At 68.8% G+C, this 15,306-nt stretch carries 8 protein-coding genes and 1 pseudogene; 3 read left to right on the forward strand and 6 right to left on the reverse strand.

The annotated features are described in order from the left end of the window. Window positions 1-5: 5 nt before the first annotated feature. From M2437_RS20800 to M2437_RS20815, 4 genes are all read right to left on the reverse strand, one after another. The gene (locus M2437_RS20800) at window positions 6-3,320 is read right to left on the reverse strand and encodes an efflux RND transporter permease subunit (protein WP_253388568.1); all 3,315 of its coding nucleotides are present in this window, start codon (window positions 3,318-3,320) and stop codon (window positions 6-8) included. Beyond that, window positions 3,317-6,454 carry a multidrug efflux RND transporter permease subunit gene (locus M2437_RS20805; protein WP_253388569.1) on the reverse strand — a complete coding sequence of 1,046 codons (3,138 nt, stop codon included), beginning with the start codon at window positions 6,452-6,454 and terminating at the stop codon, window positions 3,317-3,319. The genes M2437_RS20800 and M2437_RS20805 overlap by 4 nt, the downstream gene beginning before the upstream one ends. Window positions 6,455-6,466: 12 nt before the next feature. Continuing rightward, window positions 6,467-7,855 (reverse strand): MdtA/MuxA family multidrug efflux RND transporter periplasmic adaptor subunit, encoded by a 1,389-nt coding sequence (locus tag M2437_RS20810; protein ID WP_056504680.1) that lies wholly within the window; start codon window positions 7,853-7,855, stop codon window positions 6,467-6,469. Between the two features lie 157 nt (window positions 7,856-8,012). After that, the gene (locus M2437_RS20815; RefSeq protein ID WP_015951062.1) at window positions 8,013-8,186 is read right to left on the reverse strand and encodes a hypothetical protein; all 174 of its coding nucleotides are present in this window, start codon (window positions 8,184-8,186) and stop codon (window positions 8,013-8,015) included. Between the two features lie 437 nt (window positions 8,187-8,623). Between M2437_RS20815 and M2437_RS20820 the strand changes: the two are divergent. The 3 genes and pseudogenes from M2437_RS20820 (at window position 8,624) to M2437_RS20830 (ending at window position 11,571) form a co-directional block, all read left to right on the forward strand. After that, window positions 8,624-9,810 (forward strand): annotated as a pseudogene (locus tag M2437_RS20820) (aminotransferase). Further along, the gene (locus M2437_RS20825) at window positions 9,807-10,331 is read left to right on the forward strand and encodes a DUF4112 domain-containing protein (protein WP_012253929.1); all 525 of its coding nucleotides are present in this window, start codon (window positions 9,807-9,809) and stop codon (window positions 10,329-10,331) included. Before M2437_RS20820 ends, M2437_RS20825 begins: the two are co-directional and overlap by 4 nt. A 37-nt stretch (window positions 10,332-10,368) precedes the next feature. Further along, window positions 10,369-11,571: an ABC transporter permease gene (locus M2437_RS20830; RefSeq protein WP_056120581.1), complete on the forward strand. Its 1,203-nt coding sequence runs from the start codon at window positions 10,369-10,371 to the stop codon at window positions 11,569-11,571. 6 nt (window positions 11,572-11,577) lie between these two features. On the opposite strand, the gene M2437_RS20835 is transcribed toward M2437_RS20830, so the two are convergent. Together M2437_RS20835 and M2437_RS20840 are read right to left on the reverse strand one after the other, a co-directional pair. Continuing rightward, entirely contained in the window at window positions 11,578-13,809 is a 2,232-nt protein-coding gene (locus M2437_RS20835) for a glycoside hydrolase family 3 N-terminal domain-containing protein (protein ID WP_253388571.1), read from the reverse strand. 133 nt (window positions 13,810-13,942) lie between these two features. Then, window positions 13,943-15,160 carry a GGDEF domain-containing protein gene (locus M2437_RS20840; RefSeq protein WP_253388572.1) on the reverse strand — a complete coding sequence of 406 codons (1,218 nt, stop codon included), beginning with the start codon at window positions 15,158-15,160 and terminating at the stop codon, window positions 13,943-13,945. Between the last annotated feature and the right edge of the window lie 146 nt (window positions 15,161-15,306).

Raw genomic sequence — 15,306 nt, forward strand, 5'->3', positions numbered from 1 at the left:
CATCCTCACTCGGCCGGCACCGCCGCCGCTCCGCCCCGGCGACGCTTCGCCCAGAGCCGGAGACGGTCGAGATACAGGTAGACGACCGGTGTCGTGTAGAGGGTCAGGATCTGGCTGACGATGAGTCCACCGACGATCGCGATGCCGAGGGGCCGGCGCAGCTCGGCCCCCTCGCCGCCCGCGACGATGAGTGGGGCCGCGCCGAGGATGGCGGCGAGCGTCGTCATCATGATCGGGCGGAAGCGCAGGAGGCAGGCCTCGTAGATCGCCTCCCCCGGCGTCAGGCCGCGGCTGCGCTCCGCATCGATGGCGAAGTCGATCATCAGGATGGCGTTCTTCTTCACGATACCGATCAGCAGGAACACCGCGATCAGCGCGACGATGGTGAATTCGGTTCCGGTCGTGAGCAGCGCGACGATGGCGCCGATCCCGGCCGAGGGCAGGGTCGAGAGAATCGTGATCGGGTGGATGTAGCTCTCGTAGAGGATGCCGAGCACGGCATAGACTGCGAGCAGAGCGGCGAGGATCAGCAGCGGCTGGCGCGACGACGATTCCTGATAGCTCTTGGCCGCGCCCGCGAACTCGCCGTGGATGGTCTGCGGCAATTGCAGATCGAGCATGGTCTGGTCGATGACCGCGGTCGCCTCGCCCAGGCTCTTGCCGGGCACGAGGTTGAACGAGATGGTGGTGGCCACGAACAAGCCCTGATGCGCCACCTGGACCGGGGCGTTGCCGGTCTCGAAATGGGCGAAGGCCGAGAGCGGCACCATCGTTTCCTTGGCGCTCGACACCGGCGCGCTCGAGGAGGCGCTGCCCCGGCTCGCGGCGATGGCGTTGCCCGCGGCGTTGCGGGCCGAGTCGGCAGCGATGGTCGCCGCCGTGTCGGTGGTGGACGTGCCGGAGGTGGAGGCTTGCGAGGCGGTGGTGGTCCCGCCACCCGCCACCGTGCCGGCAACCGCGTTGGTGGTGGCCGAGCCCCGCGCCCGACCGCCCGTGGTCGAGACGTAGATCGTCTTCAGCACCTCCGGGTTCTGGAGGTATCGCGGCGCGATCTCCATCACCACGTGGTACTGGTTGAGCGGGTTGTAGATCGTCGAGACCTGCCGCTGCCCGAAGGCGTCGTAGAGGGTGTTGTCGATCTGGTCCGGGGTGATGCCGTAGCGGAAGGCGGTCGCCCGATCGATGACGAGGCGGCTCTCCAGCCCGCCCTCCTGCTGGTCCGAGGTCACGTCGGCGAAGATGTCGGTGCGCTTCTGCAGCGCTTGCAGCAGCTTCGGCGAGGCGGCGTAGAGCTCCTCCGACGTGTCGCCCTGGAGCGTGTACTGGTACTGGGCGAAGCTCTGGCGCCCGCCCATCCTGAGATCCTGGCGCGGGAACAGGAACAGGCGCGCGCCCGCGACCTGGGCGAGCTTCGGCCGCAGCCGGGCCATCACGGTCTCGATGGGCTCGCGCTTGCCGCGCGGCTTGAGCCCGACGAAGACGTTGGCGGAGTTGGTGCCGCGCCCGCCGGTGAAGCCGACGATGCTCTCAACTGCCGGGTCGGCCTGCACGATGGCGCTCGCGCGCTCCAGCTTGTCCTTCATCGACTGGAACGAGATGCGCTGGTCGGCCTGGATGCCGCCCATGAGCTGGCCGGTATCCTGATCGGGGAAGAAGCCCTTCGGCACGATGATGTAGCCGTAGACCGTGAGCCCGATCGCGATGAACACGCTGAGCGCCGTCAGCCGACGGTGATAGAGCGCGAAACGGAGCGTCCGTTCGTAACTCCGCAGCAGCGCGTCGAAGCCGCCCTCCAATCCACGCAGCAGGATGTTGGGGCGCTTGCCCGCATGCATCTGCGCCTCCGGCTTGAGCAGGAGCGCGCACATCATCGGCGTCGTCGTCAGTGAGAGCACGAGCGAGACGAGGATCGCCATCGACAGCGTGACCGCGAATTCCTGGAACAGCCGGCCGACGATGCCGCCCATCAGCAGGATTGGCAGGAACACGGCGATGAGCGACAGGCTCATCGAGACGACGGTGAAACCGACCTCGCGGGCGCCGAGCAGGGCGGCCTCGACCCGTGGCTTGCCCGCCTCGATGTGTCGCTGGATGTTCTCCAGCACGACGATGGCGTCGTCCACGACGAAGCCGGTCGCGATGATGAGCGCCATCAGCGACAGGATGTCGAGGGAGTAGTCGAGCATCCACATCGCCGCGAAGGTGCCGATGATCGAGATCGGCACCGCCACCGCCGGGATCAGCGTCGCCCGCCACGAGCGCAGGAAGATGAAGGTGACGAAGATCACGAGGATGACCGCGATGATCAGCGTCTCCTCGGTGCTGGCCAGCGAGGCGCGGATCGTGGCGGAGCGGTCGCCGGAGATGTTGAGGTCGATGTCGCCCGGCAGCGCCGCCTTCGCCTGCGGAATTGCCGCCCGCACCCGCTCCACGGTCTCGACGACGTTGGAACCCGGCTCCTTGTAGATGAACAGGATCACGCCCGGCTTGCCGTCGACGAGGCCGAGGTTGCGCTTATCCTCGACCGAATCGACCACTTCGCCGACATCGGCGAGCCGCACGGCGGCGCCGTTGCGATAGGCCACGACGATGTCGCGATAGTCGGAAGCCTGCCGGCCCTGGTCGTTGGCGTAGAGCTGGTAGCGGCGGTCGCCCGCCACGATGTCGCCCTTGGGCGAGTTGGCGTTGGCCGAGGCCAGACCCGCGCGGATGCCCTCCAGGCCGATACCGTAGTGGAACAGCGCCGTTGGATCGAGTTCGACCCGAACCGCCGGCAGCGACGAGCCGCCGATATCGACGTTGCCCACGCCCTCGATCTGACTCATCCGCTGCTGCACGATGGTCGCGGCGGAATCGTAGAGCTGCCCCGGCGTCAGCGTATCGGAGGTGAGGCCGAGGATCAGGATCGGCGAATCGGCCGGGTTGAACTTGCGGTAGGTCGGGTTGGTGCGCAGCGAAGTCGGCAGATCGGCGCGCGCGGCGTTGATCGCCGCCTGGACGTCGCGGGCAGCGCCGTCGATGTCGCGGTTGAGGCCAAACAGCAGAACGATCCGCACCGTGCCGGTCGAACTTGTCGAGGTCATCTCGTTGACGTCGGCGATGGCGCCGAGCCGCCGCTCCAGCGGCGCGGCCACCGTGGTCGCCATGGTCTCCGGCGAGGCGCCGGCCATCTGCGCCTGAACCAGGATGACGGGGAAATCGACCTGCGGCAGCGGCGCCACCGGCAGGCGGACATAGGCGAACATGCCGGCGAGCAGCAGGCCGATCGTCAGCAGCGTCGTCGCGACCGGGCGGCGGATGAAGGGTTCGGAGAGGTTCAAGGCACCGCCCCGCCCGGCGCCAGCCCGTCTCGCTCCCGCCGTCGCATGATCCGGCGCTCCAGCCGGTCGAAGGCGAGATAGATCACCGGCGTCGTGAACAGCGTCAGCACCTGACTGACGATGAGGCCGCCGGCAATGACGATGCCCAGCGGCTGGCGCAGTTCCGAGCCGACGCCCGAGCCGACGATCATCGGCACCGCCGCGAACAGGGCAGCGAGCGTCGTCATCAGGATCGGGCGGAAGCGCAGCAGGCAGGCCTCGTAGATCGCGTCGCGCGGGGCCTTGCCCTCCTCGCGCTCGGCCTGGAGCGCGAAGTCGATCATCATGATCGCGTTCTTCTTCACGATGCCGATCAGGAGCACGATGCCGATGATCGCGATGATGTCGAGCGAGAGCTCGAACCACATCAGTCCGAGAAGCGCGCCGATGCCGGCGGACGGCAGGGTCGAGAGGATGGTGATGGGGTGGATGAAGCTCTCGTAGAGCACGCCGAGCACGATGTAGACGGTGATGATCGCCGCGCAGACGAGGAACAGCTCGTTGGAGAGCGCCGACTCGAAGGCGAAGACCGAGCCCTGCGGCACCACGTTGAAGCTCGCCGGCAGGTTGATGTCTTTTCGCGCGGCCTCGAGCGCCTCCACCGCCTGCCCAAGGGCGACGCCGGGCGCGAGGTTGAACGAGACGGTGGTAGCTGGGAACTGGCCGAGGTGGCCGATCAGCAGCGGCGCGCGACGCTCCTCGATCTTCGCCACGGCCGAGAGAGGCACCTGTCCCGAAGGTGCGGTCGAGGACGGCAGATAGAGGTTGTCGAGGGAGGCGAGCGAGGTGTGCAGCTTCGGGTTCGCCTCCAAAATCACCCGGTACTGGCTCGATTGGGTGAAGATGGTCGAGACGATGCGCTGGCCGAACGCGTCGTAGAGCACGTTGTCGATCGTGGCCGGCGTGATGCCGTAGCGCCCGGCGGTGGGCCGGTCGATGGTGACGTAGGCGGCCAGGCCGTTGCCCTGGTAGTCGCTGGTCACGTCGGCCAGCAGCGGTGAGCGGCGCAGCGCCTCGACGTAGCGTGGCACCCAGGTCTCGAAGTCGCCGAGGTTCGGGTTCTCGAGGATGACCTGATACTGCGTCGCCGAGACCGCGGTATCGATCGTCAGATCCTGCACCGGCTGCATGTAGAGCCGCACGCCGGGCACCGTGCTCGTCGCGGCGTTGAGGCGGCGGATGATCGCGCTGGCGTCGGCCCCGCGCGCCTCGCGCGGCTTCAGGTTGATGAGGAAGCGGCCGGAATTGAGCGTGACGTTCTGCCCGTCCACCCCGATGAACGAAGACAGGCTCGCGACGTCCGGATCCTGCAGGACGATGTCGGCTAAGGCCTGCTGCCGCTCGGCCATGGCCTCGTAGGAGACGCTCTGGTCGGCCTGCGAGATGCCCTGGATCACGCCCGTGTCCTGCACGGGGAAGAAGCCCTTGGGGATCACCACGAACAGGTAGGCGGTGAGCGCCACGGTGCCGAGGGTGACGAGCAGCGTCAGGCCCTGGTTGGCCAGCACGACGCGCAGGGCCCGGCCGTAGAGGGCGATGACGCCGTCGTTGAGCCGCCGGCCCACGCGGGCGATCGGGCCCTCCCGGCGCGCGGCCGGCGTGTCGGCGCCATGGGCGACGGGCTTGAGCAGGCGCGCGCACAGCATCGGTACGAGGGTGAGCGAGACCACCGCCGAGATGACGATGGTCGCCGCAAGCGTGATGGCGAATTCGCGGAAAAGGCGGCCGACCACGTCGCCCATGAACAGGAGCGGGATCAGCACCGCGATGAGCGAGACGGTGAGCGAGATGATGGTGAAGCCGATCTCGCGGCTTCCCTTCAGCGCCGCCTCGAACGGGCTGTCACCCTCCTCGACGTGGCGGGCGATGTTCTCGATGACGACGATGGCGTCGTCCACGACGAAGCCCGTGGCGATCGTGAGCGCCATCAAGGAGAGGTTGTCGAGGGAGAAGCCCCAGGCATCCATCGCCGCGAGCGCGCCGATCAGCGAGAGCGGCACCGACAGGCTCGGGATCAGCGTCGCGGAGAAGCTGCGCAGGAACAGGAAGATCACCATCACCACGAGGCCGATGGCGAGCATCAGCTCGAACTGCACGTCGTGCACCGAGGCGCGGATCGTCGTCGTGCGGTCGGTGAGGATCGCCACTGAGACCGAGGCCGGCATTGTCGCCTGGAGCTGCGGCAGCAGCCGCTTGATGCGGTCGACCGTGTCGATGACGTTGGCGCCGGGCTGGCGCTGGATGTTGAGGATCACCGCGGGCGTGCGGTCGGCCCAGGCGCCGAGCCGGGTGTTCTCGGCCCCGTCCACGACCTCCGCCACGTCGGTGAGATGGACCGGCGCGCCGTTGCGATAGGCGATGATCGCGCTGGCATAGACCGCCGGGTCGCGTACCTGATCGTTGGCATTGATGGCGTAGGACTGGGTCGGCCCGTCGATATTGCCCTTGGGCGTGTTGACGTTGAGGTTGGCGATCGTCGTGCGCAGGTCGTCGATGTTGAGGCCGTAGGCAGCCATCGCCAGGGAATTGAACCGCACCCGCACCGCCGGCCGCTGCCCTCCGCCCATGCTGACGAGGCCCACACCCGCGATCTGGCTGATCTTCTGGGCGAGCCGGGTCTCGGCGAGGTCGCGCACCTGCGTCAGCGGGATCGTCGCGGAGGTGAGCGCCAGCGTCAGCACCGGCGCGTCGGCCGGGTTGACCTTGGCATAGATCGGCGGCGCCGGAAGGTCGGTCGGCAGCAGGTTGCCGGCCGCGTTGATCGCCGCCTGAACCGACTGCTCGGCGATGTCGAGCGGGATGTCGAGATTGAACTGAAGCGTGATGACCGACGCCCCCGCCGAACTCTGCGAGGACATCTGGTTGAGGTTGGCCATCTGGCCGAATTGGCGCTCCAGCGGGGCGGTGACGGCCGAGGTCATCACCTCCGGGCTGGCACCGGGATAGAAGGTCTGCACCTGGATCGTCGGGTAATCGACGGCCGGCAGCGCCGAGACCGGCAGGTTCAGATACGACACCGCGCCGACGATCAGGATCGCCAGCATCGACAGCGTCGTCGCGACGGGCCGCAGGATGAAGAGGCGGGACGGGTTCATGGCCGCATCCGCTTACGGAGCCGGGCGCCGGCGTCCCCGGCGCTCCTGACCGCCCTGGGTCGAACCGGTATCGGCCGGCGCGCCGGCCGCGGGCGTCGTCGGAAGCGTCGCGCCGGGAGCCCCCGCCGCCGGGCCGCCGGCCTGGGGTCCGGGGGCGTTGGCCACGACGCGCACCGGCGCGCCTTCGCGCAGCCGGTCGGTACCGTCGGTGACGACGCGGTCGCCTGCCGCAAGGCCCGACAGAACCACCGTGTTCACCCCATCGGTCTCGCCGGTCTTGATCGGGCGCACGGTGACCTTCTCGTCGCCGTCCATCAGGTAGACGTAGGTGCCCGGCGTGCCGCGCAGGATCGCGGCGTTGGGCACCAGGGCCGCGTTCTGGATCGTCTCGACGGTCAGGCGCGCGTTGACGAACTGGTTCGGGAACAGGCTCTCGTCCTCGTTCTCGAACATCGCCCGCAGCTTCACCGTGCCGGTCGTGGTGTCGATCTGGTTGTCCACCGTGTCGAGGCGGCCGACCGCGATCTCGTGCTGGTCGCTTCTGTCGTAGGCGCGCACCGTCAGCTTCGCGCCTGCGCGCACCCGGCGCATCACCCGCGCCACGTCGTCCTCCGGCAGAACGAACACCACCGAGATCGGACGCAACTGCGTGACGACGACGATGTTGGTCGAGCCGGCGGTGATGTAGTTGCCGAGATCGACCTGCCTCAGGCCGACCCGACCCTCCACCGGCGAGACGATGCGGGCATAGGTGAGATTGAGCTTCTGCTGATCGACGAGCGCTTGGTCGGCGGCGACCGTGCCCTCGTTCTGCTTCACCAGAGCGGCCTGGGTGTCGACGTTCTGCTTCGAGATCGAATCCTGGCGGTTCAGGGTCTGGTAGCGCTGGAGATCGAGCTTCGAGTTCTGCAACAGCGCCTGATCGCGGGCGAGTTGGCCTTGATACTGCGCGAGCAACGCTTCGTAGGGCCGCGGATCGACCTGGGCGAGGAAGTCGCCCTCCTTCACCATCTGGCCCTCGCGAAAGCCGATCTTGGTGAGGTAGCCGCTGATCTGCGAGCGGATCGAGACGGTGGCGAGCGGCGTCACCGTCCCGAGCCCCTGCAGCACGACCGGCATGTCGCCGGTCACGATCGGCGCGACGCCGACCGCCTGCTTCATGTCGGCCGGCCGCCCGCCGTGACCGGGACGGCCGCCGCCCGGCGCCTGTGCGGTCTCCCCGGCCGGCTTCTGCCGGGCGTCGTAGGTGCGGTGGGCGACGGCGCCGGCCCCGCCGAGGATCAGCAGCGCGAGCATCCAGCGGCCGAACTTACGGCGCCGGCGGACCGGTGCGGTCGTCACCGGGTCCGCGGTCCGGTACTCCCGGGCGGTCTCCCTGCGTATCGGCGAACTCTCGTTCATCCCTCACACACTCATCGACGGCATCACGGCCAATAAACGCGGGCCGGTTCGCGATCACGATCCGGCCGGCGGAAGATTCGACCGGCTCGAACCAGTTTCGAACAAAGCTGGCTGGATTCGGTACGGCCGGCGAGCCTTGCCGGTCATTGCGGTGTTCCTACGGCGGCGACGTTTCCAGCGTGTTGCTGCCGGTCGGCGCGCCCTGCGACTGATAGAGGCGCACCACGTCGCGAAACGACGCATCGACCGGCGTGACCGGCAACGTGAGACGCAGACTCAAGCCCAGGACACCGGACATCACGGCGAGCAGCAGGCAGGTTCCCAGACGCATGATCCGCCGAAGGTGAAGGGGCCGCCGCAGGAGCGTGCGCCGCCCGATCGGACATGAAAAAGGCCGCCGTGTCGAGCGGCGGCCTTTTTCATGAAGCACGACCGGACCGGCCTGCCACACCCAAGAAACGAGGGGGCGAAGTCCCTTGAGTGCGGCGGCCGGTCCGACCGTGGGGTGAACATGCGCTTACGACTGATGATCGTCAACATTCGTCACCCCAGCGACACCGCGCAAAAACGGGATTTCGCGGTTCATCCGCAGGCTCGTGTGCGTGAGCGCACGTTGCGCAGGCGATGCCGCACCGTTCTCGTCAAGGTTCGACAAGACGCCTCTTGTCTTGGCAGGCGGCGATACCAACCGCGGCCTCGTTCTCTTCTCCATTCAATCTTGCGTAGAGGCACTTGGAGTGGGACGGTCGCTCTGCAAAGACATCGCGCATGAGTCCTGCCGCGAATCGCATCCCCCCGCTCACCGGCCATCCCGTCTTCGCCGAGTTGCCGGAAACCGTGTTCGAAGCGATGTCGCGGCTCGCGCGGCAGCATGGGGCGATCAATCTCGGCCAGGGCTTTCCCGACGGTCAGGGGCCCGACGACGTGCGCGCCGCCGCCGCGCGGGCGCTGGAGAGCGTCAGCAACCAGTAACCCCGCCGATGATGGGGCTGCCCTCGCTCCGCTCGGCCATCGCCGCCCATTACCGGCACCATCAGGATCTCGACCTCGACCCGGAGCGCGAGGTAATGGTGACCTCGGGCGCGACTGAGGCGCTGGCCGGCGCGCTGATGGCGCTGGTTCGGCCCGGCGACGAGGTCGTGCTGTTCGAGCCGATGTACGACGCCTACCTCCCGCTGGTGCGACGCGCCGGCGGAGTGCCGCGCTTCGTCACGCTCAAGCCGCCGCATTTCCGGATCGAGGCGGCGGCGCTGGCCGACGCGTTCTCCGAACGCACCCGGATCGTCCTGCTCAACAACCCGCTCAACCCGAGCGCCACCGTCTTCGAGGAGGACGACCTCGCCCTGCTCGCGGCGTTCTGCCGGCGCTTCGACGCGGTGGCGGTCTGCGACGAGGTGTGGGAGCACGTGATCTTCGATGGCCGGCACCATCGCCCGCTGATGGCGCAGCCGGGCATGCGCGAGCGGACGGTGAAGATCGGCTCGGCCGGCAAGATCTTCAGCCTGACCGGCTGGAAGGTCGGCTTCGTGATGGCGGACGAGCCGCTGATGCGGGTGCTGTCGCGGGCGCACCAGTTCCTCACTTTCACCACGCCGCCGAACCTTCAGGAGGCGGTCGCCTACGGCCTGGCCAAGAATGACGCGTACTTCGAGAATATGCGGGCTGACCTCGCCCGATCCCGCGACCGGCTGGCGGCGGGGCTGTCACGCATCGGGTTCACCGTGCTGCCGAGCGCGGGCACCTACTTCCTCAGCGTCGACATCGCAGGGCTCGCCGCCGACGACGTCGCCTTCTGCGAGCGGATCGTGGCCGAGCACGGCGTTGCGGCCATTCCCGTCAGCGCGTTCTACGAGGGAGGAAGCGTGAACAACCTCGTGCGCTTCTGCTTTGCCAAGACGGACGCCACCCTCGACGCGGCGGTCGAACGCTTGGCGGGAATATTTCCCGGGACGTGAACGACCGCGCGATCCGCTTCCTTGTGCAGCGGTTGGGCCGGGGCCACATCCTCGTTATGAGCACCTCCGTTCACACCACCAGCACGGCCTATCGCGAGTCCGCGGGCGCGGCGCAGCTGCGCCGCCTCACCGATACCAGCACCGAGGCGAGCCTGCTGCGGCTCGAGCAGCTCGCCCATCTGATGGACTCGGCCATCCTTCTGCCGGGCATCAACCGCCGCGTCGGTCTCGACGCGGTGATCGGTCTTGTTCCCATCCTCGGCGACATCGCGGGCATGGCGATCGCCTCGTACATCGTCTACGAGGCGAAGCGGCTCGGCGCACCGCGCTGGCTGGTTTGGCGCATGATGGGCAACGTCGCCATCGACGGCGCGGTGGGCTCGGTGCCGCTGGCCGGCGACCTGCTCGACGCGGCCTTCAAGGCGAACCGCCGCAACGTGCGCCTGCTGCGTCGCCATCTGGAGCGCAAGGGCGCGCTGCGGCCGAGCGAGATCGAGGGCACCGCAACCCGGCTCGACTGAGCCGGCATCGGCCGCCCGAGTGTGAGGGTTGGAGCCGATGAACGAGCACCTGCGACCCGAACTCGATGCGGTGCCCGTCACCGCGCCGGGCAACGCGCCGCAGATGCGAGTCCTGCCGACCGCCACCCGCCGCGGGCTCTCGCCGCTCAACCGGCGGCGGCTCGCGAACTTCCGGGCCAACCGACGCGGCTATTGGTCGGCGGTGATCTTCACCGTGCTGTTCGTGCTGAGCCTGTTCGCCGAACTCATCGCTAACGATCGCCCGATCGTCATGCAGTACAAGGGCGAGTGGCTGTTCCCCGTCCTGGTCGATTACCCGGACGAGAAGTTCGGCGGCTTCCTGGCCCAGACCGATTACCGGGCGCCCGAGACGCGCAAGGAGATCGAGGAGAACGGCTGGGTGCTCTGGCCGCCGATCCCTTACGCCGACAACACCTTCATGCGGGATCTGCCGACCCCGGCCCCCTCGCCGCCGACCTGGATGCTGAGCGACGCCGAGTGCCGCCCGGTTGCCGAGCGCGCAGGCGTGAAGGCCGAAGGGCGCGAACTCGGTTGCCGTGACATCGAGTGGCACTGGCTCGGCACCGACAACGCCACGCGGGACGTGCTGGCGCGCGTCATCTACGGTTTCCGCATCTCGATCCTGTTCGGCCTCGTGCTCGCCGGCGTCTCGTCGGTCATCGGCGTGATCGCGGGGGCGGTGCAGGGCTATTTCGGCGGCTGGACCGACCTGATCTTCCAGCGGATCATCGAGATCTGGGGCGCGATCCCGACGCTCTACCTCATCATCATCATGTCGGCCTTCCTCGTGCCGAGCTTCTTCACCCTGCTCGGCATCCTGACGCTGTTCTCGTGGACCGCTCTGGTCGGCGTGGTGCGCGCGGAATTCCTGCGCGCGCGCAACTTCGAGTACGTCCGCGCAGCGAGGGCGCTGGGCCTGTCGAACGTGCGCATCATGACACGGCACCTCCTGCCCAACGCCATGGTGGCGACCCTGACCTTCCTGCCGTTCATCCTGAACGGCTCGGTCACGACCCTGACCTCGCTCGATTATCTCGGCTTCGGCCTGCCGCCCGGCTCCCCCTCGCTCGGCGAGCTGCTGGCGCAGGGCAAGGACAACATCAACGCGCCCTGGCTCGGGCTCACCGGCTTCTTCGTGGTGGCGACGATGCTGAGCCTGCTCGTCTTCGCGGGCGAGGCCGTGCGCGACGCGTTCGACCCGCGCAAGACCTTCGGCTGAACCGCGTCAGCGCCGCGCCTCGTCGCTGCCCGGCGGGCCGCGCCAGCCGGTCTCGACGGTGAAGCCGGCGCTGCGGGTGGCGAGGGAGTCACCGCCGACATGGGCGAGGTAGGTGCCGGCCTCCACCACCAGCGTACCGTCCGGCTCGTGGTATCCGAGATCGCGCGCCGGCACGCGGAAGCTCGCGATACCGGTCTCGCCCGAGGCGAGATCGAGGAGCGCGACGCCCTTCAGCAGGCGCCTCGGTCGACTGCGGCTCGCCACCGGCTGGCCGACATAGAGCTGCGCCACCGCCCGGCCCGGACGCGTGCCATAGTTGGTGACGGAGGCGCGCACCTCCAGCATCGCGTCGTAGCGGTCTCCGACGCCGACATGCGGCGTCACGATCTCCGGCTCACCATAGGCGAAGCGGGTGTAGGAGAGGCCGTAGCCGAACGGGAACAGCGGCAGCGGCGATTCGTCGGCATAGCCCATGGTCCAGCGCGTGCCGGGGATATGCGGGCGCCCGCCCGGCAGGGTGTCGTAGGTCAGCGGCAGTTGCCCGACTCTACGCGGCCAGGAAACCGGCAGCCGGCCCGACGGGTTGGCGTCGCCGAACAGCGTCTCGGCCACGGCCGGACCGCCCTCGGTGCCCGGAAGCCACGCCATCAGCACCGCCTGCGCCTGCCCTAACGCATCCCCGAGTTCGGTCGGGCGCCCGCCGACCACGACGAGCGCGACCGGCTTGCCGGCCTCGGCGATCGCCGCGAGCAGATCATGTTGCAGGCCGGGCCAGGAGAGGGTGGCGCTCGATGAGCCCTCGCCGGAACGGTCCCGCGGCTCGCCCATTACCGCCACGACGAGATCGGCGCCGGCCGCCGCCTCGACCGCGGCGGCAAAACCCGCGCGGCTGTCGCAGACACGCGAACAGCCCGGCGCGAAATCGATCGCGACACTGGAGGCGGCGGCGCGCTCGCGCAGGCCCGCCAGGATCGTCACCGCGTCCCATTCCTGCCCCGTGCCCTCATGCGGCCCGACCTGATCCCAGGCGGAATCGGCGAAGGGACCGACGACGGCGATGCGGCGGACCTTGGCCGGATCGATCGGCAGCAGATCCTCGCGATTCTGAAGCAGGACGAGGCTCGCCCGCGCCGCGTCGCGGGCGAGCCGCCGGGTCTCGGGGCGCACGAGCTTCTCCTCCGCGCCGTCCGGATCGATCACGGGGCGGTCGAACAGGCCGAGACCGAACTTGAGCCGCAGCACCCGGCGCACCGCCGCATCGACCGCGCCTTCGGAGACGCGCCCAGCGCGCACCTCCTCGGGCAGATGGCGGAGAAACAGCCCGCTCGTCATGTCCATGTCGACGCCCGCCGCCAGCGCCTTGCGCGCGGCCTCGGCCCCGTCGCGGGCGACGCCGTGCTTCATCAGGCTGGCGATCGCCTGCCAATCGGCCAGGACGAGGCCGGAAAAGCCCATCTGCCGCCGCAGCAGGCCCGTCATTAGCGCCGGGTCGGCGGTGGTGGGGAGGCCGTTCAGGGCGGTCAAAGCCGTCATCACCGCGTCGGCGCCGGCCCGGATGCCGTCACGGAACGGCGGCAGGTGGAGGTCGTGCAATTCGGTCGGCGCGACGAAGGTGGCGTCGTAATCGCGCCCGCCGAGCACGGCGCTGTAGCCCGCGAAATGCTTGAGCGTGCTCGCGAGCCCACCATCGCGAAAGCCCTCGACCTGCGCGGCGGTGAGCCGCCCCGTCAGCCACGGATCTTCGCCCAAGCCCTCGACCACCCGGCCCCAGCGCAGATCGCGGGCGACATCCGCCATCGGCGAGAAGGTCCAGTTGAGGCCGACCATCGCCGATTCGCGTGCCTGGGCGGCGGCGGCACGGCGCACGAGCCCGGCATCGAAGCTCGCGGCCATGGCGAGCGGCAGCGGGAAGATGGTGCGGTAGCCGTGAACGATGTCGAGGCCGACGAGGAGCGGAATCCCGAGCCGCGACGCGCGGGCGAGCCGGTCGGCCTGCGCCACGAGGCCGGCATTGTTGAAGTTGATGACCGCCCCGACCTCGCCGCGGCGGAAGCTGTCGAGATCGAGGATCGGCTCATGCGAGATCAGGTTGAGCTGGCCCGCCTTCTCCTCCAGCGTCATCCGGGCGAGCAGGGCCTCGATCCGGCTCTCGACCGGCTCCACGGCGCTGGCCGGAGCGCCGAGGACGACGGCCCAGGCTGCGGCACCGCGGATGATCCACCGAGCCAGCCGTCGCATCGTCACCGTCTCCCCGGAGCGGTTTCCACCGCCCTCTCTTACGGGGCGTGACGATGCCTCACGAAGGGGCGTGCCGTCGATGGAGCACGGCCCGGCTTTTGATCGGCGGCAGGCAGATCGGTGTGGACGGCGCTCACGGCGACCGCGTCCGGCTCCGCCGGCCCGCATTGACACGAAGTCCGGTGCTCGGGTCCGCCGCTTCGGCGAAGGGAAGACGATCCTCGCCGGCGGAGACCACCCGGTCGCGTCCGGCGTCCTTGGCTTGGTAGAGGGCGTCGTCGGCCCGGCGCAGCAGGTAATCCAGGCTGCCGCCGATCTGGCTTTCGGCCGCGACGCCCACGCTCACGCGAATCGCCAGTTCCGGGTAATCCGGGTGAGCGAAGCGGGCGATTGCGGCCCGGACGTCCTCGGCGATGCGCATGGCCGCCCGCTCGTCGAGCCGCGGCAGCAGGCATGCGAACTCCTCGCCGCCCATCCGCCCGAACACCGCCCCAGGCGGCAGCAAGGGGTCCGCGACATGGCAGAAAGCGGCCAGCACCGCGTCGCCGACGCTATGGCCGTAGCGGTCGTTGACCGCCTTGAAGTGGTCGAGGTCGAACAGGAGCAGGGCAGCCGGTGCAACGGCGAGGTGCCGCTCGGCGCCTGCGACCAGCGCACGGCGGTTGGCGATGCCCGTGAGCGAATCGGTCTCGGCTGCCAGCCGCTGCTCACGCTCGGCCCGCTCCTTCGTCAGCGCCATGAACACGAAGGCGATCGCGACCGAGAACAGCGTTCCGGCAAAGCAGAGGATGGCGAACCATGGCGAGGCGATCGCGACGGAGGCCGGGATCGGCATGGTGAAGGCCAGCGGCAGGCGGATCCAGTAGAGGCCGGCATAGGTGGCAAGCAGCACCAGCGCCGGATAGCGGGAGACCAAGGGCTCGTCGCGGCCCTGCCAGATCGTCAGCGCACCGGAGGCGCAGTAGAGCCCCGCGAGCGTTGAGGCGAGGCTGACGCGGGCGGCGAGCGACTCGAAGAAGGGGGGGATTAGGCAGGCCGCGATCCAGAGCGCCCCGCCGCCCACGGCCCAGCCGAGCCGCAACGAGCGGCCCTCGAAGGCCCGCACGCCGCTCCAGATCAAGCCATAGCCGCCGATCATCATCGCGTTGGCGAGCCCGATGGACAGGCTGTCCGGGATCTGGCCGCGCAGAGCCAGCATCAGCGACGCGACACTGCCGACGATATGGGCGATGCCCCAGACCGCCAGCGCACGCTCGCGGCGGGTCTGGCTCCACGACAACAGGAACAGCACGCCCACCATGAAGGTGACGGCGACCGTCATCAGAAAGAGCGTCGGGAGATCGAGGCGCATCGTGTGTTTGGCACCGGCCCGATGGACCGCTGCGCCGCCTCCCCTTCATCGTGGTGGCTTTAGAAATGGTCCGGGAACGACTTTGAAGTCAACAGCATCGCTGAACACTTACGGCAACGACTTATAAAATTCCGTTGCCGAACCGA

The sequence above is a fragment of the Methylorubrum pseudosasae genome, assembly GCF_029504475.1.
Lineage (GTDB): Bacteria > Pseudomonadota > Alphaproteobacteria > Rhizobiales > Beijerinckiaceae > Methylobacterium > Methylobacterium extorquens.